General features: G+C 67.5%; 13 protein-coding genes and 2 pseudogenes. 6 read left to right on the top strand and 9 right to left on the bottom strand.

Going from position 1 to position 20806, the window contains the following annotated elements:
• Positions 1-566: 566 nt before the first annotated feature.
• The 4 genes from JE024_RS39715 to JE024_RS39700 are packed head-to-tail and all read left to right on the top strand — an operon-like array spanning position 567 to position 9017.
• Complete coding sequence (locus JE024_RS39715; protein ID WP_205378814.1) at positions 567-2195, top strand: TIGR02677 family protein; 1629 nt, start codon at positions 567-569, stop codon at positions 2193-2195.
• Positions 2192-3514: a TIGR02678 family protein gene (locus tag JE024_RS39710; protein ID WP_205378813.1), complete on the top strand. Its 1323-nt coding sequence runs from the start codon at positions 2192-2194 to the stop codon at positions 3512-3514. The genes JE024_RS39715 and JE024_RS39710 overlap by 4 nt, the downstream gene beginning before the upstream one ends.
• On the top strand, positions 3511-7749 hold the full coding sequence (locus JE024_RS39705; protein ID WP_205378812.1) for a TIGR02680 family protein: 4239 nt from the start codon (positions 3511-3513) through the stop codon (positions 7747-7749). Before JE024_RS39710 ends, JE024_RS39705 begins: the two co-directional genes overlap by 4 nt.
• The gene (locus tag JE024_RS39700) at positions 7746-9017 is read left to right on the top strand and encodes a TIGR02679 family protein (RefSeq protein WP_205378811.1); all 1272 of its coding nucleotides are present in this window, start codon (positions 7746-7748) and stop codon (positions 9015-9017) included. The genes JE024_RS39705 and JE024_RS39700 overlap by 4 nt, the downstream gene beginning before the upstream one ends.
• A gap of 1796 nt (positions 9018-10813) precedes the next feature.
• Here JE024_RS39700 and JE024_RS41765 read toward each other — a convergent pair.
• Positions 10814-11167: an SUKH-4 family immunity protein gene (locus JE024_RS41765; RefSeq protein ID WP_244883740.1), complete on the bottom strand. Its 354-nt coding sequence runs from the start codon at positions 11165-11167 to the stop codon at positions 10814-10816.
• A gap of 839 nt (positions 11168-12006) precedes the next feature.
• Between JE024_RS41765 and JE024_RS39690 the strand changes: the two genes are divergently transcribed.
• Both JE024_RS39690 and JE024_RS39685 read left to right on the top strand, forming a co-directional pair.
• Positions 12007-12249 (top strand): DUF397 domain-containing protein, encoded by a 243-nt coding sequence (locus tag JE024_RS39690; protein WP_205378967.1) that lies wholly within the window; start codon positions 12007-12009, stop codon positions 12247-12249.
• A gap of 79 nt (positions 12250-12328) precedes the next feature.
• The gene (locus tag JE024_RS39685; protein ID WP_205378810.1) at positions 12329-13306 is read left to right on the top strand and encodes a helix-turn-helix domain-containing protein; all 978 of its coding nucleotides are present in this window, start codon (positions 12329-12331) and stop codon (positions 13304-13306) included.
• Between the two features lie 24 nt (positions 13307-13330).
• On the opposite strand, the gene JE024_RS39680 is transcribed toward JE024_RS39685, so the two are convergent.
• The 8 genes and pseudogenes from JE024_RS39680 to JE024_RS39650 all read right to left on the bottom strand — a co-directional run bounded on the left by JE024_RS39680 (position 13331) and on the right by JE024_RS39650 (position 20649).
• Positions 13331-14191 (bottom strand): SAM-dependent methyltransferase, encoded by an 861-nt coding sequence (locus JE024_RS39680; RefSeq protein WP_205378809.1) that lies wholly within the window; start codon positions 14189-14191, stop codon positions 13331-13333.
• Between the two features lie 113 nt (positions 14192-14304).
• Positions 14305-14760, bottom strand: a complete 456-nt coding sequence (locus JE024_RS39675; protein WP_205378808.1) for a hypothetical protein — start codon at positions 14758-14760, stop codon at positions 14305-14307.
• Positions 14761-14933: 173 nt separating this feature from the next.
• Complete coding sequence (locus tag JE024_RS39670; RefSeq protein ID WP_205378807.1) at positions 14934-15200, bottom strand: hypothetical protein; 267 nt, start codon at positions 15198-15200, stop codon at positions 14934-14936.
• Between the two features lie 439 nt (positions 15201-15639).
• Positions 15640-16176: a hypothetical protein gene (locus tag JE024_RS39665; protein WP_205378806.1), complete on the bottom strand. Its 537-nt coding sequence runs from the start codon at positions 16174-16176 to the stop codon at positions 15640-15642.
• Positions 16177-16782: 606 nt separating this feature from the next.
• Positions 16783-17267: pseudogene (locus JE024_RS39660) on the bottom strand (DUF4430 domain-containing protein).
• Positions 17268-17359: 92 nt separating this feature from the next.
• Entirely contained in the window at positions 17360-18130 is a 771-nt protein-coding gene (locus tag JE024_RS41760) for an ECF transporter S component (RefSeq protein WP_244883790.1), read from the bottom strand.
• Positions 18131-18511: 381 nt separating this feature from the next.
• A pseudogene (locus JE024_RS41755) lies at positions 18512-18865 on the bottom strand (AAA family ATPase); the annotation flags it as partial.
• Positions 18866-20121: 1256 nt separating this feature from the next.
• A complete protein-coding gene (locus JE024_RS39650) occupies positions 20122-20649 on the bottom strand; it encodes a GNAT family N-acetyltransferase (protein WP_205378804.1) in 528 nt (175 codons plus the stop codon).
• Positions 20650-20806 lie beyond the last annotated feature (157 nt).

The raw sequence follows: 20806 nt of genomic DNA, 5'->3' as shown, positions 1-20806 counted from the left end.
CACATCAGGATCCCACCAACGAAGCCGTCGAACCCACAGAACTTACGAAAAGATCAGTAGTGGCTCTGACAATGTGGGCAAGACGACCTACCTGGCGCGGCTGGCCTCGCTCTGGGACGGCTTCCAGCCGCTGGGCGCAGTCCACGAGCACGCCCGAGCCGTCGGTGACTACGCCCGGTGGTGGTTCGAGACGTCCACGACCGTCGAGCTGACCGAGATGCTGCTCGCCAGCCTTCTGGCGACTGCCCCGGCAGTGCCGGGTGGTCCGTATCGTGCAAACCCTGATCGGAGCCGTCAGGGGGTGAGCCACGGCCGGTCCCTGCCTGGTTCAGGCAGCTTGGCGGAAGCCCTACGGTCGTGAGGTGCTGGTCGCGCAGCGGGGTGAAGTCGACGTGCAGCTTCGGGTCGTGCGTCTCGGGCTGGATGCCGAGCTCGCGGGTTGAGTACCGGCCGCATCGGTTAATGCTCCGTCAGGTACCGTTCTTCGACTCGATCGTCCAGCCCTCCTCCAGCATTTTTTAGCCATCCAACGGTGGCAGCCACATACGCCGCATAGCCTCGCAGACATGGAGACACCCGCACCCGGCGCAGGGCAAGAAGTCGCGACGCCGGATGCCCTGAGCGAAGCCCGCCGGCGGCTGGACGCATTCACCTACCTCAGCGCGCCGGAGCGGCTGGATCACCTGGCGATCATGCGGGTCTTCTGCGGGACCCTGCTGGCGGACCTGGCGGTGCCGGACCTCCTGGCGCAGCTGCGCCAGGCTGGGGGCTCCGCGGCCGGGATCGATCCTGACACTCTCACCGTCCGGCTGGAGCAGCTGGTGAAGTGGGGCAACCTGTTGCGCAGCAGCCACACGGTGAAGGCGTCCAGTATCGGCGAGTACCAGCGGTCGCGTGCCCGCTATCAGCTGTCGAAGCTGGGTGAGCGGATCCAGCGTGACGCCGATGGTGTGCTGGCCGAGGCGGACGCAGCTCGGGAGGTGAGCAGCGAGTTGCTCGCTCTGGTCGAGCGGGGGCTGCGGGAGCTGGCCGAGCTCGTGACCGCGCCGGGCGGTGTCGAGTTGCAGGACGCGCTGGAGCGGGTGAGCACGCTGTTCGTGCAGTTCACCGAGTTCGCGGACTCTGTCCGGGAGTTCTATGCCTACCTCGGTCAGGTGCTGGCTCGGTACGATCTGGACAGTGCCGAGTATCAGGGCTTTAAGGAGCTGCTCCTCGACTATGTCGAGGCGATCACGGAGGATGTCGCGTTTCGCGCACCACGGATCTCGGCGGCGCTGGATGTGTTGTGGCCGCATGTCCCGGGTCTGCTGGGCCGGCTGGACAGCCATGCACAGGGTCTGACCGGGTTGTCGCCGCAGGGGGGTGGTCGGCTGGAGGCGCGGGTGCAGCGCAGCCGGGGGCGTCAGTTGAAGGATTGGGAAGGCCTGCGCGGCTGGTTCAGCGATGCCGACGGGATGGGCAGTCAGGTTGATCAGCTGCGGAGCGCCACGCTGCGCGCGTTGCAGTCGTTGCTCGCCAATGCCAAGCGGATGCTGCGGTCGGCCACTGGGGAGATGTCCCGGCGGAAGGACTTGCTGCGGCTGGCCCGGTGGTTCGAGGAGGCGGCGCCGCAGGACGCTCATGACATTGCCGTCGCTGCTTTCGGACTGTACGGCGCCCGCCATCTGGGTGTGCCCCCAGCGGCCGACGAGGTGGTACCCGCCTATACGAGTTGGTGGGCCGGCCCGGTGGTCGAGGTGCCGGTGGCGCTGCGGGAAAGGGGCAGTCGTGCACAGCGGGGCCGGACGTCCGCAGTGGAGGACCATTCCGCGCAGAAGCAGCGGCTGCGGGAGGTTGCTCGTGATCGGGCTGCGGCCAGGGCTGCGGCGGCGGACGAACTACGCAGCGCGTCGGGCCGGTTCGCCGAGGTGCGCCTCACCTCGGCTGCGCTCGGTCTGCTTCTGGAGCTGCTGGCCACCGCACTTGGAAATGCGCAGTTGAGGCGTCGCGGGGAGGGTGTGACGGGTTTCGACCTCGATCAGGCGCAGAGTGAGGACACCGAGCTCGGGATTCGGCTCACGGTGCGGCGTATCGCTGGTGCGCGGTGCGTCCTGCATTCGGCTGACGGTGATTTGCTGCTGGACGATCTGGAGCTGGACGTGGCCCGGACTTCTTCCGGCAGTGCTGATGGTGGTGCGGAGGTGAGCGTGTCATGACCCTCCCCTCGGCGCACGACGTGGCCCTGGCCGCCGAGCGGCGCAGCGCCGCCCGGCTGTTGCTCGCGCATCCGTTGGTCATTTCGGATGGTGCGCACGGCGATCTCTTCCCGCTGATTCGCCGGCATGCCGACTGGCTGGGCAAACGGTTTCAGCAGGTGCTCGGCTACCGCCTGCTGGTCGACAGCTCCTATGCGCGGCTGTTCAAGGCTGGGTTGGGGGCTGGTGCGGGGCATCGGTTGGAGCGCGCCAGTGGCACACCTTTTACTCCGCACACGTACGCGTGTCTGGCGTTGGCTCTGTCGGTGCTGGTGACTGCACCCGAGCAGTTGCTGCTGTCGCAGCTGGTGGCAGACATCAAGGCCGCTGCGGCCGACGCGGAGGTCGAATTGGAGGAGACGGGGAAGGCGGCCGGGAAACGGACCCTGGTGGCGGCTCTGCGTCTGCTGGTCGAGTGGGGTGTCCTCATCGAGACCGAGGGCCATGTGGCCGCGCTCGCGCAGGACGCGGGTGGGGAGGCTCTGATCACGGTCGACCGGGAGCTGGCGCGCGTTGTTGTCGCCGGCCCGCTCTCTCAGGCCCGTGACGGTGCCGACCTGGTCCGGCGGGCAGCGGATCCAGGGTTTGGTGGTGCTCGCACCTATGTGCGTCGGATGCTTGTCGAGACGCCGGTCGTCTACCTCGACGAGTTGACTGACGGGGAGCGTGACTGGTTGCGCACGCGGCAGCGGCGGGAGGCGCAGGCGTTCGCCGAGCTTGTGGGTCTGGAGATGGAGATTCGTGGCGAGGGGGTGGCGCTGGTGGATCCTGAGGATGAGCTGACGGATCTGCATTTGCCGGGCACGGGGACGGTGGCGCAGGCCGCGCTGCTGCTGGTGGAACGGCTCGTGGAGCGGCTGCGTCCGCAGGATCCTGGGCACCCGGCGACCGGTGGTGTTCTCGTTGTCGGTGTGGCCGTTGCAGATGACCTGGTGGACGAGTTGCTGGCCGATCTGGTCGCCGAGTATGGGCAGCGCAGCAGCTGGCAGCGTGGTTACCTGGAGGATATCTCCGCCTTGCGGGAGGCTGTGCTGGACCTGCTGGCCCGCATGCGGCTGGTGGCCCGGGCCGGGAGGCTGCGTGCCGAGGGAGACGGGCTGCCGGAGGGGTACGCGCCGGAGGCACCGGAGGGGCGCACCGTGACCGATGTTCGTGGTGCACGTCCTGGGGGTGACGGCTGGGTGTTGCTGGCCGCGGCGGCGCGCTACGCCACCCACGTGACGGTGCGCCCGGCTTCAAGGGGCAAGGGTGTTGATGTTCAGGAGGAGTTGCCGCTGTGACCAGCGATGCGCGTGGCCTCATTCCGTTGCCGCGTTCCGGCTCCGTGACGGTGGCCGGCGCCCGCTTTCGGCTGCACCGGGCGGGCATCCAGAATGTCTGGCAGTACGACGAGCAGGAGTTCGTTTTCGGCGACGGACGGCTGCTGCTGCGCGGCAAGAATGGCGCGGGCAAGTCCAAAGCCTTGGAAATGCTGCTTCCCTATCTGCTGGACGGTGATGCACGAGCGTTGGACGCGACAGGAACCGGCCGGACCACTCTCGCGTGGCTGATGTTGGACGGGTTCGAGCAGACCAATCGTCTCGGCTACCTGTGGGTGGAGTTCCGGGGCACAGCCGAGGGCGGGGAACACCGCCACCTGACGTTGGGTGCTGCGATCCGTGCGTCGAAGTCGACGCAGAAGGCGCTGCCGACGTTCTTCGTCACCCCGCTGCGCGTGGGTGAGGACGTGCATCTGGTCGAGAGCGGAAGGCCCTTGCCGGTCGACCGGCTCAGGGAAATCGTCGGCTCGGAGAATGTCACCGACCGTGCGGTCGTGCACCGCTCGCGGGTGGCCCGGGAACTGTTCGGCTTCACCGATGCGACCCGCTACCGCAACCTCACGCAGCTCCTCCACCGGCTGCGGCGGCCCACGGTCGGGGACCGCATCGAGCACGGTGGACTCGCCTCCCTGCTGGGCGAGACGCTGCCGGGGCTCGACGAGGACGTGGTCGACAACGTCGCGCGCAACCTCCACGATCTCGACGCTGTCCGCGCTGAGCTCGGCCGCCTGGAGCGCACCGATACGGCGCTGCGCACCTTCCTCTCCGACTACCGCGGCTATCTGTCCGGGGTCCTGCTTGCTTCTGCGCAGGCAGTGACCGGGGAGTTGGAGGTCCTTGCGCAGCGACGCCGGGCGGCGGGAGACGCCGCGCAGCGGACCGGTGAGCTGAGGGCGAAGGAGGAGGTGTCGCAAGCCCGGCTGGAGACACTGCAGGAAGAGGAGGAAGCCGCCCAGACTGACCTGGTCGCTCTGCAAGCCAGTCAGGCTTACCGCAGTCTGCACGAGTTGTCGGATCGCCGGAGTACGGTGGAGGCGCTGCACAGAGCTGCCGGGGCCGCGTACACCGGCCTGAGTAACGCGTACAACGCAGAGGACGGCGCGGCCGAGCGGCTGGCCGACGGTGTCGACCACCTCGGGCGTCGCCTGGCCGAACTGGGCACCGAGTATCGGGTGCTGCTGACGCAGGCGGAGAAGGGCGGGCTTCCGACCGGCCATCTCGGTGAGGCAGTCGCTCTGCCCCACAGGTCTCGTTCCCAGGCCGGCGAGAGCGAGCTGACTTCGCCGGACGGCGAGAGGCAGATCGTGCGGCATCGGTCGGCCGTCCGCGTGGACACGGCGGCGGTTCAGGACGGGCTGATGGCCTGGCAGAAGCAGTTGGAGGCTGCTGAGGCGGTCGTGAAGAACCGGGCCCGGATGGTCCAGGAGGTAGGGGGTCTTGTCGCGCGGGCCGAGGAGGCCCGAAGCGGGGCGGTGCAGGCCGACATCGAGCGGGAGCGGCTGGAGGGCGAAGCGGAAGAAGCCGGCGGTCGTCTCGCTGCCGGTCGGGGGAAGGTGGCCGAGGAGAGCGGTGCGTACGCGCGCCGGGTGGCCGAGTGGGTCACGGGCACGCGGGCCGCCGTCGGATCCCACTGCCCGCCGATGGACACCGTGCTAGCCACGGTCGGCCGTGAGAACTCCACCGACGCCCCGTTCGCGGACCGTACTCTCCCGCCCGACATCGACGGGCCGGCGTGGCAGGCTGCCCATGCCGCGCTGGAGCCGTACGGCGAGAAGCTCACCGAGCGCCGCGACGCCCTCGCACTGAGCGTCGGCCGACTCGGGGAAGAATGCGACCGCCTGACGGATGAGAGGCGTGACTGTGAGCTGCGGACCGACCCCGAGCCGCCGGTTCCTTATCACCGCGTCACCGGAAGGAGGCCGGGCACCGGGGCGCCTTTCTACCGGCTGGTGGACTTCACGGATGATCTGAGCCCCGCCGATCGGGCCGGTCTGGAAGCGGCTCTGGAAGCCAGCGGGATTCTGGACGCGTGGGTCGGCACGGACGGTGCTCTTGTCGATCCCGGCACTCTGGACACTCTGCTGCGTGCCGGTTCCGCGCTGCCGGGCATGCCGACTCTCGCCTCTGCCCTACGCCCGGCACCTCAACCGGGGTGCGGAGTCACCGCCGAGCAAGTGGAACTGCTGCTGGCTGGCGTTGCGCTCGCACCAGCCGAGGAGACGGCCGCTCATGACACGGTGTACTACGACGGAACCTGGCGTCTGGGCATTCTTACTGGACGGCATCACAAGAGCGACGCCGAGTACGTGGGGGCCGCGGTACGGGCCGAGACCCGGCGGCGCATGCTGGCCGAGCTGGAAGATCAGCTCACGCAGACGGGACAGCGGCTGTCCGATGCTCGTCACGAACTCGTCGAGGCCGATGCCCGGCGTCGGGCCCTCAGGCTCGCGGAGCAGGACTTTCCCCGGGCACGCGCTCTCGCCGACGCCTGGAGCAGGGTCGAGTCGGACGAGGGGACTCTGCGGAACCTGACCGCCAAGGCGACCAGCGCGGCACGGCTGGCCGAGGAAACCCGCGCTCTCGCCGTAGCGGCTCGCACCGAAGCGGACGCTACCGCCACCGCCCATGATCTGCCCAGCAACCCGGCCGAACTGGAACGTGTACGCACCGCGCTGGCTGGCCTGCTCACCGGCATAGGACATCTTCGCAGGACGGTCGGCAGTACGGCCGAGCGACTCGGCACCCATCGCGCCGATGCCGATGGCTACGAACGCGCCCGGAAAACCCGCCTGTCCGCGGAGGAGAGTTACCAGCTCCACCTCACCGAGCTGCGCACCGCGCAGCAGGACTTGCGCACCCGCGAGGAGGCCATCGGGGCGACTGAAGAAGAGATCCTCACCCGCGAGCAGGAAACAAGAGAGCGCATCGCGCAGGCAGTCCAGGGCCGGCTGGCTGCACGGCGGGAACGCAATGGCTTCCACGACCTGCGCGTGCGCGCGGAAGAGGAGGAGAAGCGTTTGCGGGAGGATCTGACCGGCCAGGAGACAGCAGTCATCATCACCGGCGGCACTCTGCGCGGTGCACTCGGCCGACCGGAGGTGGTGCGCGGCGCCGGGCTGGACCGGTCCTTGTTGCCCGAGAACGTGGTGGACGATCCCAGCTCAAGCGTCCGCAGCCGTCTGCGAGCGCTACAGGCACTGGCCGACGCTGTGAAAGAGGCTCTCGGCCGTCCGCGGCACGAGGTGTCGGACAGCACGCTACTCAATCGGCACAACCTCCTGCGCGACCAACTGGCCGGCGGCTATGACGCGCAGCTGGCGGAACGCGACGGGATCAAGGTGTGTCGCCTGGTCGACGACCACGGATCCCACGATGTCGCGGACGTGGGCGAGCGGATCGCCGTCCAGGCCGCAGAGGCACGGGGCCGGCTCACCGAGCGGGAACGTGACGTCTTTCAGCGGTTTCTGACCGGCGAGCTCGGCGACCATCTCTCGGGTCAGGTCATCACCGCAGCGAACCTGGTCGCGGCTCTCAACGACACCCTGCGGACCGTACGCACGTCCCACGGGCTCGGCGTGGAGCTGCTGTGGAAGCTGGACGAGGATGTGGACGCAGACGTAAGGGCGGCTGTGGAACTGCTGCGCAGCCCGTCGAGCCTGCGCACGCGTGAGCAGACCGAACAGCTCCGCGAAGTGCTGCAACGCAGGATCGAGGATGCCCGAAGGGCCGATCCCTCAGCTGGCTACGCCACACATCTGCGGACCGCGCTCGACTACCGTGACTGGTATCGCTTCCACACCTTCGTCGTTGACGACGCCGCCCCGGGACGGAGACGGAAACTGACCGGCCGCACCGGGCTCAGCCAGGGTGAGCAGAGGGTGCTCTCCTACCTCGTGCTCTTCGCGGCGGCCGCCGCCCACTTCACCAGCCTTGCCGAGTCCGCGCCCCACGCGCCGCGGCTGATTCTGCTCGACGACGCCTTCGCCAAGGTTGACGAACCCACCCACGGGCGGCTGGGGCGGATCCTTGTCGATCTCGACCTCGACTTCATCCTCACCAGCGAGCGGCTCATGGGGAACTGGACAGAGGTGCCCTCCCTGCACATCTACGAGTGTCTCCGCGACCCCCACGTTCGTGGGGTGGCCACCCTGCACTACACCTGGAACGGCCGGCACCGGCGTCTGGTGTCCATATGAGCAAGCTGCCTGCGGAGACACGGGACTGGCTGGCCGGCCCTGGGCTCACCAGGCTTTGGGAAGCGGTACGCAAGCGCCTGGAAGGCAATGGCGTGCAGGCCACCGGTTCCGTCCGGCTGACCGCACCCAGCGCCCAGGAACGCAACGACCTTTCGCTCCTGCTGGGCAAACCCATCACGGGTGCTGCCGCAACGGTGGGCCTCGAGGCCCTCGACACGCGACTGCGCGCCTCGGCGGCCGGACGCGGACTCCGGGACATCGTGGAGGAACTCGGGCCCCCGCTTACCGACCGCCGTGCCGTTCGGGCGGGCGTCACGGCACGGCGCGACCATATCTGGTCGTCGCTCGCCTCGGCGCTGGGCTCCTCGCCGCTCGCAGGTCAGGAGTGGACCGGCCCGTGGTGCGATCTGCTCCGCCGTACCGGCGTCCCGAGAGGGGTGACACCTGAGTCGGCAGTACGAACGCTTCAGCAGGCTGTCCAGGTCCTCACCGTGCTGCTCGGCCCGGAAGGACGTGGCACACGCGGCCGTGGAGATCTCGCCGCTGCGGCGACCGGGTCCGCACACGGCCTGGACGACGGCACCTGGCTCGCTCGCCTCGTCCAGCGCGGCATCTCCTTCGCCCACGGCACCCCGTTTCCCAGCGACGCAGCCGGCCGACGTGCGCTATGGCGTCTGGTGTCCGTCACGCCGGACGAGGTTTCCAGCACCGTGCTGACCTACGGGTTGCGACCCGTCGGCGGCGGCTGGCGGGAGCAGGCCCTGAGGCAGCGAGCCGACCACCACGCCGAAGCCCACCTCACCGCACGGGACCTGCACGACCTGCAGCTGCAACTGCCTGCCGGCACCAAGATTCACATCTGTGAGAATCCGCGCGTGGTGGAGGCTGCGGCGGACGCAAACTGCGTCCACGCCCTGGTGTGCACCTCCGGCAGCGCCGCCACGGTCGTCCTCACACTCCTCGATGCGCTCGCTGCCACAGGCAGCCGCTTCGCCTACCACGGGGATTTCGACTGGCCCGGCATTGCTCTCGCGAACCGGATCATCCGCCGCTACGAAGCACAGCCCTGGCGCATGGGTGCCGACGACTACGAGCACCTGGTTGCTCGTAGCCACGCCGATGGAATCCCCCAGCTGCCGCTCGAAGGCCAGCCCGTCAACGCGGACTGGGACCCGGGTCTGGCTCCCGCCATGACCGCCCTCGGCGCCGCACTGCACGAGGAGATCACACTCGACCTCTTGATGGCCGACCTGTCACGCCGAGCATGAAGACACCATCCCCACACCAAACACGGCCACAGCGGGTGTGGTCCCTTACCGAGCGGGGTGGCCAGCACGCCATACCTGTGGCCCCTACGGCTGCGGGGGTGGTCTCGTCTGGGAACCCGGGCCCGTCCGGCACGAGGCGTGGTCCCGCGGTTGCGGGGGTGGTCTCGGTTCGCCGTGGGCCACCACGGTTGCAGGGTTGTCATCACGCCTGCGGGGGTGGTTCCATCAAATCGTCGTCGTCCATGCACGCATAGAGGTGGTCCCTGCACTGGCGGGGGTGGTCCCGGAACAGCCGCACCTCACTGACCTGAAAGTTTATGGTCCCCGTGCCTGCGGGGGTGGTCCCTGCGGCGGCCGCGGCCACTAATCAACGCAGAGTGGTTCCCATACCTGCGGGATGGCCCCTCGAAACCGTCGGTGCAGGGGCAACGGTCCATACCTCCTACAGATGGGAGGTCTGACCCGATCACACGCACGACGCGACATCTGCCACGTGGTGGTCCTCGCGCTTGCGGAGTGACCCCAGGGCAGGCCCACCGCCGGTCGGGCTCAAGACCATGTCCTTAAGTGGTGAGGCGGACACTCCTTTGTAGTAGCAGAGGGCGGCAGCCAAGCTGAGGAAGGCCAGATAGGTGTGCGGATGGTGCTCGTGCCGGTGGTTTGTCTTCGGTAGTAGGTGAGCCACGACATCGTGCGCTCGATGGCTCAGCAACATCGGCCGAGACGTCCGCCGGAGTCGATACCTCTGCGGGCGGTCCAGTCGGCGCTATGTTCGCCGCGCAGCCATCTTCCCACTTCAGGTATGCCGTAGACGTCGTCGGCATGGAGTTGCGGGACTCGTATCGTCAGCCGCGGTCAGGTTCGACGCTCGCTTGGAGCCCAGCGAGCGTGGGCTCCAGCCCGAAATTGTCGTAGGTGCAGGCCGACGAGACGACGAAGGTCAAACGCAGTCCGTTCGCGTCCGATGCGAGGTACGTCTCGGCGCGTACCTTGCTCCTGTCCGCGGGGCTCGGACCTTCAGGTTCGCCCTGTTTTGGCCTGCACGTGCGCAGGTCGGGAACCGTGCCGGACAGGTCGAGCGGGACGCACTCGCGATCCGGTCGAACACTGTCTTGTGCAGGCGTCCCCACATGCCGGCCCGGGAGCAGGTCACGGCGCCGCGGTGCTCTGTCGACTTCGATGTCCCGGAGCGCGGGGACAAAGCTCGCTCTGCGCAGCAGGCTGACCAGCACGTGGTGGCTGGGGCTCGAACAGTGCGTGATCGCGTGTGTCCGGCGTCCTGTCTTCTTGCATCCGCACCTTCGACGGCGGGATCAGCGGTTTTGTGATCTCCCCATGGTTCGTCCGGAGCAATCCAAAGTCTCGCGGCCCCGCCCCAAGAACTGTCCACGACCACCACCGCGACAGTGCTCAGACACACGCCCTGGACTGACTGCACCAGATCGACGGGAGGGGGCAGATCGCGGCGGAGGCGCTCGGAGGGCGTCTCCGCGATCGGCATCGCCCGCTCCGGCTGCCAGTGCACGATCGCCATCGCACCCACGGTCGCCTGTAGTGGGTCAGTGTTCGGCGACAATGATCGCGAGGTGCGTCGGTCGGATGCTTTGGCTGAATGGTGGGGCTCTTGTCAATCGTGAGGCTCGGCGTGCACGGATGCTGATGCTGGGCCATCGCCAGTGGCACGCAGCTCTTGCCAGGAAGTGCCGATCATCCGCAGAGCTTGGCTGACACTTCGCTCGCCATCAGAGGTTGGACTGCACGTGCCGGAACGCGGTCGTCTTTGCCGGTAGCAACAGCTACCAGGACCCCTCGAAGATCTCTTCGAAGATGATGTTCCATTCAGAGATGGGGTCCTCGAAAGGAGTGTTGTCGAACTGTTCGACAGCTGCTCGTGTTTGCTGGGCGAGTGCCTCCTCGTCCTCGGCCTCGTCGCGTTCGGAGTGGTATGCCTGCAGCGCGCAGAGGCTGTAGATCAAGGACTCCACATCCCGGTGCATGAGGAGATGACGTGAGGTGTCTTCCGGGAAGGCGTAGACGTGTTCCGTCGTGGGGTCAAGGGCCAGTACTGAGTCGTTGAAGTAGCCGAGGACGAGCCACTTCTGTGCCTCGGGGGGGGTGTGCGCGTTGAATGGAGGCGAGGAACTCGCCAAGGTAGGCGGAGTCCTTGCCTGGGCTCTCGACAGATATGCGAGAGAGGAAGAGTTCGTCGTGAGGGAGGCCAACTTCGTGGAGGATGCACAGGGAACGGCTCTGTTCTCCGGCGTGCTGTGCGTCAGGGGGGAACATGACGATCCCTCGAAGTCCGAACAGACGGACGATCCTGTCTGAGCTGACTGCATAGTGCATGCGTGGATGCTACTCCGTAGTGGGTGGTTTGCGGCCGTGTGCGTTTTCAGGTCGTCGACGTATTTGGCATGCAGTGCGTCGCCTGCGTCTCCCCAGCCTCACCGAGGAGACCGACCGCCTCATCGTTCGACGCGGCGGCGTCGGTCTCGGACGGCATGGGCTCGCTGTAGTGGCGCATGAGCGTCCGCTGGTTGAAGGGGTTCGGCTTCCGAGGAGTGCGAGCAGCGGCGCCACGAGCAGGGTGCCGAGGATCACCGTGAGTTCGCATCAGCTCACGGTGAGGCCGCCATGCCGCTTCAGCCCGCGCTCTTGACAGACAGGCATCAAGGCTCGGGGGTCGGCAGCTCGAGAGGGTTCGGTGGTAGGGCAGCTTCGCGCCTCACTCCAGGGGATGAACTTCGGCGCCACGAAGCAGCGTCGAGGTCGTGCACGTCCGGGAATGGAGCCCGGTACCGCCCGGGCTGGGGGCCGCGCCACCCGTTAGCGGGACGGCACTGTTCGAATCCGGAGGGCTAGCATTCCTTCGCGCCGGTCTATGAAATTGCATGACGGGTTTTCACGAGCCCCTCACCTGTGAGGCTTACCGGCGTGCCACGAGGGAGCAAGACTAATGGGATTATCGAACAGAGAGGGATCTTCGTTGATGCAGAACTTTACGAACGGTATGGCTGCTAGCCTGATCCGGGGGCCTTGGGTCAAGAGCCGCAAGTCCGAGGCCGCCGGCATGTGTGTGCAGCTCGCCGCACTGCCGCAGGGTGGCTACGCCATGGCCAACTCGACCGACGCAGGCGGCCCTGCGTTGGTCTTTACCGCCGACGAGATGGACGCCTTCTTCGACGGCGTCAGGAACGGCGATTTCAACGACCTGGTCACTCACAACAGGTAGTCGGGGAAAGCAAGTTCTAACGTCACCCTTCTCCCGGGCGTGTCATGATTGGCATATGTCCACGCTTTGAGGAGAGAGAGTGTCCGCCGACCCAATTCCGATCAATCGTCTGGCCCGGCCGGCGGCCGGGCCAGACACGACGAAGACGGCTGCCACGATCATGCTGGGTCTGGCTATCAAAGATCTGCGCATCGAGGCCGATCTGAGCCAGACACAGCTGGCCAAAGCCATCCTCGTGTCGACGCCCACGGTCAGCCGTCTGGAGACGGGGGAGGGCACCCCGCAGCGCCGTACGATCGAGGCGGCGGCGAAGGCCCTGAAGGTCAACGACACCACCTACGACCTGCTGAAGGTGCTGGCCGCCCGGGCTGAGGAACCCGAGTGGTTTCAGCACCGGTTCAACGACATCACCCCGGGCTACCTGAAGCGACTGCTCGGCCTGGAGTCGATGGCCATCTCCCTCACCGCCTACGATGTGCGGCTGGTGTCGGGGCTACTGCAGATCCCCGAGTACGCGGCCTGCCTCATCCGGACCGGCCTGCACCGCAGTGAGTGGGATGACGGGAAGTTGGAGTTGCGTCTCGCGCAGCGCGTGGAGCGGCAGGAGCGGGTTCTCGGGCAGGCCGAACCGCCCATGTCGGTCTTCTTGATGGACGAGTCTGTTCTGCGGCGCCGTGTCGGCTCCGACGAGGTCATGCGGGCGCAGATGGCCCGGATGCGCGAGTTGGCCGACCTGCCGTATGTCGTTATCCGCTTTGTGTTGCTGGATGCGCTGATCGCCGGTAATGAGGCGTCGATGGCCGGCTCGATGGCGCAGTTGCAGTTCGGACGTGGTGGTCTTCCCGACCTGGTCTACTCCGAGGGCTATGGCAAGGCCGACTACTTCAGCAAGCCCGTCCGCACCCGGGACTCGCAGGAGCAGGTCAAGTCCTCGTCGCACAAGGACCGGGACTACGAGCGGCACCTGCAACTGCTTCTGCGGATCCAGGGTGAAGCGTGTGCGTCGCCGGAGCGGAGCCGCAGGATGCTGGAGCAGGCGATCAAGCACTTCTCGTAGGAAGCGGGGCGTGCTCCCGGTCACTTAGTCCCGGGGCGGCACCTTTCCCAGACCGCCGTACTCTGTCCATTCGATGCTGCGTTGGCGCTGCTGGAGTTCGGAGTCAGGTCGCCAGTCGGTCACATCGACAAGACCTGGATCCTCTGTGATGAGGTCTTCGAAGATGTCCTCGACGTCCTTCTTTTCCCTTACGCGGCCCCAGTTGCCGTGAGTCTGGACGCGCATGAGTTCGGTGACGTCCTGGCGGACCTGCGGGTCGTCGCTGACGAGCTGGCACACTACGACGCAGCTGCCGGGCGCGAGTTTGTCCACGACTCGCTGGACCAGTTGCTTGGGCCTGGCGCTGTCGGGCAGGCAGTGGAGGACGGAGACGAAGAGGGCTGCCACCGGCTGGGTAAAGTCGATGAGCCGGGCGACCTCCGTGTGCGCGAAGATGGTCTCGGTGTCCGTCATGTCGACGGGTAGGATCGCGGTCTTGTCGTTCTCGTTGAGAAGCGACTGGCCCAGTGCTAGGACGACGGGGTCGTTGTCGATGTAGACGACGCGGGCCTCGGGGTCGACCTCTTGGGCGATCTGGTGCACGTTGCGCTGCGTGGGAAGTCCGGATCCGAAGTCGATGAACTGCCTTATCCCGTGCTCTTGTGCGATGTCGCGGACCACGCGTTGGAGGAACCAGCGGTTGTTGCGTGCGATCTCACGGGACGTCGGGGCGACCTGCAGGAGCATCTCGCAGGCTGTCTGGTCGACTTCGAAGTTGCTGCTGCCGCCGAGGAGCCAGTCGTACATGCGTGCAGCACTGGGCACCGACAGATCGACCACGGGTCTTTCTTCCGCCAACGGACGTGTCCCCTCGCCGATTCCGCCGCGCTCAAAGTGGTTTCCCATCTTATGAGGGCAGCACACACCGCACCACCGTCAGTTCGGGTGAAGGGTGGCGTGGGGTGGCGAGAAGTAGCGGCGGCGAGTGTTTCGCCGGCGAACGTTCACGCGGGGCGCGTTCAGGAGTGCGTCCGAGACCCCCTCTCGGCCGGTTGCGGAAGAGCGCGGTGGGCGACAGCAAGACCAGCGTGAACCGTCGCGATCTCCAGACCCATGAGTTCGGCGGCCTCGCCGACGGCGAAGCCGAGACGGTGGCATAGCAGCACACTGTCGGCGCTGTTCTCGGGCAGCCTGTCGTACAGCCTGTTCACGTCGGGATCCTGTGCCGAACCAGCTCCGGAAACGGCCCTGACCTGGTAGCGGAGCTCTTCCCAGACGTCGGCCGCGAGGCTGGGCTGGCCCAGCAGCCAGTACCAGTCCTCCTGTGCGTACATCAGGGTGGCGTTTACCGCGGCGGTCACGTGGGCGGCTTGCGCCAGGCGGGCGTGGGCGTAGCGGGTGTAGCGGGGATGGTTGCGTTCGGTGAAGGCGGCGTAGCCGAGGTCGGTCGCGGCAAGGGCGGCTCGGGGCCGCACGGACGAGTGAACAGGGGCGCTGCCGGAGGGCGCACTCGATCGGGGAGTGAAGAGGATGAGAACTCCTCGGGCATGCGGGCCGCTGCGCCCGGCCCGTGTACGCGATACCGCGCTGGGCGGTGGTGGAGGGGGAAGGGCCCCGCGCGAGGCGCGGGGCCGGCGGCCGGCTGGAGTTACCGGCGGGAGTCCCAGGTGATGTGCACGCCGGCGTGCCATGTGAAGCCCAGCATGGCGGCGATGAAGGCGGACTCGGCGGTGTCCACGGTGGTTTCCGTGACCAGGGTCCAGATGAGGACGAACGCGGCGAGCAGAGCGCTCAGCCGAACGACCGCCTGGCCGCCGGGAGAGGGGGGAACCTCTGCAGAACTGATGTTGAAACTGGTACCGTGAATTTGCCCGGGGGGCAGCTGCAGGCGCCCTCGGCGAATTGGTTCGAGCATTTGCCTGTTTCTTTCGGACTCATCGTCCCCGGGAAGGTGCTGTAACACTCTCCCGGGCGGGCCCTCGTCGGTGGGGCCCGGACTGAAACTACCGTCCGCGCAGGGGTTTTCAGGGCCGTAGAGCCCTCCGCGAAAATCCATTCTTGTCACACTATGCATCCCGGTCAAGAGTGATCAGAAACGGTCTCGTTTCGGCCCGGATCTACGGCGGGTAGACCGCTTTCATTCGCCTTTCCCCAGTCCGTCCCGGGAGGGATCCGAGGAGCGATTCCCCTCCATCGGAAGGCGAATCGCGTGGCTAGCAGCCGCATCTGGACGTCCAGCGGTTCGCGCACACGACGTTCGCGGTGCGGTGCTCGTCGGCGCCGTCGCAGCGGGTGAGCTGGGCTCTGCCCTTTCGCGCTACTTGATGCTCCTGTAGGGCATGACTCTTGTCCGGCTATCCGAGGCTGGCGAATAGTTCGCCGTTCTCTGCTTCCTCTGCGGTGAGTTGAACGGTACCGCGGTGGGAAACCTCCACCTTGTAGAACTTCTCACCCTTGGGGACGTCTTCGATGACGACCTCAAAAGTGCAGATGGTCCCGGAGTCGTTCGGCTCCGAGGGGCCGAGATGACCAGTGGCTATGACGTCGTCGCCGGCGCCGTAGACGGTGACACTGGTGCCCTCGGCAATGTCGTCGTAGCCGGAGGTGACGGAGCCGCGGCAATTCTCTGAGCCAGGTTCGCTGTAGACCTCGTCGGTGAGGGCGAAGGCGCCTTCGAGAGTGAAGGTCTCAGGGTCTTGGTTGGCGGTGACCGCCCAGGTGGCGCCGACAAGTCCGGCGCCGACGATGAGGCCGAGGAGGCCTGCGGCCAGGGGGGTGAGGCGCTTCTTCGGGGGCGTTTGTGGCGTGTGGGGCACGGGCGGGGCATCGATCGGCGGTGGCGGCGTCGTGGGGGGTACGGGTGGTTCGGGCTGGCTATGTTCTTCTGTCATGATCCCCCCAGGGTCGTTGTGGATCAGGATGCTATCGCCGCCAGTGGTGGCTACGGGCGGGTTCTGATGATCACGTGGGCAGGTGCCAGGAGCGTGCTCGCCGGCGCCCCTCGGGGCGGCTCAGTTCCCGGCGCAAGGTGCCTCAGGGCGCCGGGCGCCGCCCCGACAGGGGCGCGTCCAGCAGCCAGGCGGCATTTCCGGCGGGTCGTTTCCTGTCAGCGGTCGCGGCCACGACAGCTGCGTAGCGTGTCCGGCAGCACGGCGCGCCGAGGCGGTGCACGCGGGGAGTTCGCCGCATCCCCGAGGGTGCAGGTGCTCTCGCCGTCGGCCTCGACGCTTTCTCCACAAGGACAGGGCCCCGCAGCGATCTTGCGCGCCGTGCATTTGGTCGCCGCTGGCTCGAACGGCTCGCCCCTCGCTAGCGCGACGTCCTGATCGACCTCGCACGGGGTGATGCCAACGCCGACATCGCGGCATCCCTGCCACGAATGCGGTTAGGTCTGCCGCCCACCGGACCGACGGGGCCCGGTGTAAGCGAGCTCGCCGTGTCCGGGCAGGACGGACCCGGCCGGGTCGCGGAAGCAGTCGTCCGGCCGGGTGCCTGTGTCAGAACGAGGTCCAGGTGAAGGCCACTTGGTCGCCGTGCTCGATCTCGAACTGGCAGCCGCCCACCGGCGTGGTGTGCCGTTGACGGAGATGTTCCAGTAGGCGGACGGGCCGCCGCTGATGCCCTTCACGGTGTCCACGGAGAAGTCGTACCAGGCGCCGTCCCAGGTGAAGCCGTTGCGCTTCGCCGCGTGGTCCAGGGCGGCCGTGGGCGTGGGCACCTTCGTGGCGTGTGCGCCGCCGTTGGTGCCGTCGCACGTGTGGGTGCCGCCGGTCGCGGTGGTCAAGTCGTGCCCCCAGGTGAAGATCTTCTTCTCGAACAGCAGGCCGTCAGGCCCCTGGACGGTGACGGTGACTCTCACCGGGGCGTTGGTGAACGCCTGTGCGGCGGCGTGGGTGTCCGCCTGCGCGGCGGGGGCGGCGGTCAGCGTGAGGCCGAGCACGGCGGTGGTCACGGCGGCACGGCGGAGCAACGTGGAGCGCATGGGAATCCTCTCGACGGTGGTGTCGGTGGTGTCGGTGGTGTCCGTGGTGACGACGTGGTGCGCGTCCGGCGGCGGGACGCCGCCGGACGGGTTCAGCCGGCCGCGGAGTCCGGAGAGGCCCCGGAGCGCGGCGCGAATCGGACCGGCGCCTGGAACCTCGCCTTGCGGGCGGCGCGGCGGAAGACGGTGAGCACGGCGGGGCCGGCCAGCGTGATGCACACGAAGTTGGTGACGGCCCGGCCGGTGTCCCAGCCCAGCGAGGTGGCCACGTCGAAGGCGAGGTAGCGCTGGAACTGCTCGGTGAACGGCAGGCCGGGAAGATAGGCGATCGAGCTGTTCGGGTCGAGGGAGAACGGCCAGAAGGAGAGGTTGAGCAGGAAGCCGAACAGATAGCCGGACAGCGATCCGTAGACGGCCAGCAGCATGACCTCCAGGCGGCCGGTCGCCCGGGGCAGGTATCCGGCGAGCATGCCGACGAAGGCGCAGCCGAACATCTGGTACGGCATCCACGGGCCGACCCCGCCGGTGATCAGCGCGGAGGCGAACAGCGAGGTGCAGCCGAGGGTGAAGCCGAAGCCCGGCCCGTACACCCGGCCCGCGAGGACCAGGATGAAGAACACCGTCTCGATCCCGGCCGTGCCCGCGCCGAGCGGACGGATCGCCGCGTTGACGGCGGAGAGCACGCCCAGCATCGCGAGCGCCTTGGAGTCGATCCCGCCCTCGGCGATCTCCGAGATCACCACGCAGAGCACGATCACCAGCAGCACGCCGAAGATCAGGGGCGGGGCGTAGTGGGACCCGAACGTCCCCGGGGCCACCAGGAACGGCCAGAAGAAGGCGACGGCGCCGAGGAAGGCCGCCATGGCGATGACGACGCCCGCGCGGGGACGGATGCGGATGGCCGCCGCGGGACGCTTCACGCGGGACCTCCCGCGGCCCCGGAGGGCGCCGCGCCCCCGGGTGCCTCGTCCGTGGGCCGGGCGTGTCCGGCGTGACCCGCGGTCCCGGCCCCGGTGCGACCCGCGCCCCCGGTTCCGGCGTCCGCCGCGTCCGAGGCCGCTGAGGCGGGGAGGACGGCGGTCAGCTGGTTCACCGTCAGGAAGGGCAGCGGGCCGAGGATCTTCGCCCGTCTGCGGGGCGAAGACGGGGGAGGCGACGATGACCTCCTCCGTCGGGCCGTCCGCCACGACGTTCCCCTCCGCCATCACGACCACCCGGTCCGCCGCGCGGGCGACGAACTCCACCTCGTGCGTGGAGATCACCACCGCCCGGCCCTCGGCCGCGAGCCGGTCCACGATGCGGATCAGCTCCGACTTGGCCCGGTAGTCCAGGCCGCGCGTGGGCTCGTCCAGCAGCACCACCCGCGGTGCGGCCGCCAGTTGGATCGCGAGCACCAGGGCGAGCTTCTGGCCCTCCGAGAGATCGCGCGGGTGGGTGGTGTCCGCGATGCCCGGGGCCAGCTGGTCCAGCAGGGACCGGGCAGTGCCGCGGGCCGGGACCGCCGACTCCGCGCCCGCCTGGTCGAGTTCCTGATTGACGCTCGCGGTAGCGCTGTCGGAGCGGGCGCGACGCGCTGCCGCCGAGACGGCGGTCCGCATGGACGGATGCTCCATGAGGTCGGTGGTCGCAGGGAGCGGGGGCGAGACGGCCGGACGAGTGAAGGGGCCCGAGGAACGCTGAGTGGCTCCTCATGGAGGGGGCGGAATGGGCGGCCGCCGTCCAGCGAGCCATGGGGATGGCAGCCGTGACGCGTTGACTCGTCTTCAAGAGCGTGGTCAGCACGTTCACCGACGACAGCCTGCGACATGGCCGTACTGTTCCTTTTCGCTGGCCTTACACTGCCAATACTTGGTGCCCTCGTAGACCGAGCCCGCGCGAAGCGCGATGCACCAGCAGGCTGACAATCTGGTGCACGGTAAGTAGTTGGATGGCGAGGACAGCGGTAGGTCCTGGTGTTCAGCAGCCCTGCTGTATCGACGTCAGGTCTGCGGTCTTCTGACGAGATTCCAGGTCGGCGACAGCTTGGACAGTGCCGTGCTCGCATCTCAACGACTGAGGTGGCGAGCCAGCGCCTGCTTGGTCTGAGGAGCGCTGCTACCGTGCGGACGAGACGTGAGAAGCGTGCTCTGCCCTGCCGCTCCCGCATCCCCTCGTACCAGTAGCTTGCGTGTCATCGTGTGACCATACGCCGCCGGCCTGCGCGCCACACTCTGCGTGTCGGCGTCGGTGGGTAATTTCCACCCCGAGTTCGTCGGCAGAAGGACTTGCGGCCCTTCGGACGATCCAATCTCCGCATGCGGCTGCCTAACCTCCCCGGGGCCAAGCCCATTCTTCCAAGCTCCACCGCAGGATCGTTCCGCTTGTGTGCTCTGAGGGAAGGCGGGAGCGAGCACTAGCCATGCCGATTCCGCCCCCCACAGCGTGCGACAACATGGAGGCTGGCGAGCTGAGCCCCGTATTGAGAATCCTGAACGCAGCACCCTCGCCCCCGCTGGCCCCGGTCTCGGTGGAGGTAAGGGAGCCGGTACGGGTGTGCGCGGCTGGTCTCGCTAGCGTCCCCGGATCCCTCGAAGCGAACCCACTCGGCCTGGTTGGTCAGGCGTTCCGACTTCCGAGCCGACAGCAGGTGCAGCCGCTCATCTACGGTTCCCGCAGTTCCTAGGGCCCGTGGGGGGAACGGCCGGACGTCTCCCTGGCCCCCGAGCCGATCGAGTGGCGCTTACTGAACGTCGTCATCGCCGACCTGCGGCACGGTGCGTACGGCATCGCCGACCGGACCCGCTCGCTGTGCATGCGTTGAGCTTCCCAGCACTCCCGCATTCCGCCCCCCTTGCCTTCCTCGCTGCGACGGCGTTCAGGCGTGCAGTGTCTTCACCATGACGGCGTACAGCGGAGAGTCAGCGAACGGCTGCTGCTCGCCGGTCTTCTCATAGCCCCAGCTCTCGTAAAGCTCTTGGACCTTCGGGTGGGTCACGTCGACCAGGAGAACGGCAAGGTCCTCGCTCCGCTCCTGCAGCAGGGCCTCGTGCAGGCGATCCGAGATGCCCCATTTCCGCCATTGCGGCCTCACCATGACCTCGGAGACGGCATAGGTCGAGGTGTAGCCGTTGGTCGGTTCGAACTCGGTAGAGCGCCACCATTCGCGACCTGGCTGAAGCGGCGCACCATACGCGAAGCCGGTCGGCTCATCTCCGTCGTAGGCCACAACACAGGTGAAGCCGTCCTTCCCTGACCAGTGTTCGACGAACCAGGGAAACCGCTGGTTGAACTCGTCGTCCATCGCTTCGGAGTAGGAGTCGGCATGCACCTCAATCAGCATGTGCTTGAAGCCCTCCGGGAGGCATCCATGGCCGAAATGCCGAAGGTCGATCACCCTGGTCACGCTCCATCTCGCATACGGTCTGCCCAGTCGTGGACCTACGCCGTTCTCGGCGCCTTCCATGCAGGAGAGCGCCATCGGGGTGTAACCAGACCTGCCTGCTCACAGGTGCTGCACACGAGATCGGTGTCACCCCGAGGACACCTCGACTCTGCGGCCA

Origin of the sequence: Streptomyces zhihengii, from assembly GCF_016919245.1 — a bacterium.
Taxonomy (GTDB): Bacteria; Actinomycetota; Actinomycetes; order Streptomycetales; family Streptomycetaceae; genus Streptomyces; species Streptomyces zhihengii.
This window is presented reverse-complemented; position numbering and strand designations above follow the sequence as displayed.

Excerpts from the sequence above, each read along its gene's own strand:
- JE024_RS39715 (WP_205378814.1), top strand. The coding sequence starts at position 567 with ATGGAGACACCCGCACCCGGCGCAGGGCAAGAAGTCGCGACGCCGGAT.
- JE024_RS39710 (WP_205378813.1), top strand. The coding sequence starts at position 2,192 with ATGACCCTCCCCTCGGCGCACGACGTGGCCCTGGCCGCCGAGCGGCGC.
- JE024_RS39700 (WP_205378811.1), top strand. The coding sequence starts at position 7,746 with ATGAGCAAGCTGCCTGCGGAGACACGGGACTGGCTGGCCGGCCCTGGG.
- JE024_RS39690 (WP_205378967.1), top strand. The coding sequence starts at position 12,007 with ATGCAGAACTTTACGAACGGTATGGCTGCTAGCCTGATCCGGGGGCCT.
- JE024_RS39680 (WP_205378809.1), bottom strand. The coding sequence starts at position 14,191 with ATGGGAAACCACTTTGAGCGCGGCGGAATCGGCGAGGGGACACGTCCG.
- JE024_RS39670 (WP_205378807.1), bottom strand. The coding sequence starts at position 15,200 with ATGCTCGAACCAATTCGCCGAGGGCGCCTGCAGCTGCCCCCCGGGCAA.
- JE024_RS39665 (WP_205378806.1), bottom strand. The coding sequence starts at position 16,176 with ATGACAGAAGAACATAGCCAGCCCGAACCACCCGTACCCCCCACGACG.
- JE024_RS41760 (WP_244883790.1), bottom strand. The coding sequence starts at position 18,130 with ATGGCGGCCTTCCTCGGCGCCGTCGCCTTCTTCTGGCCGTTCCTGGTG.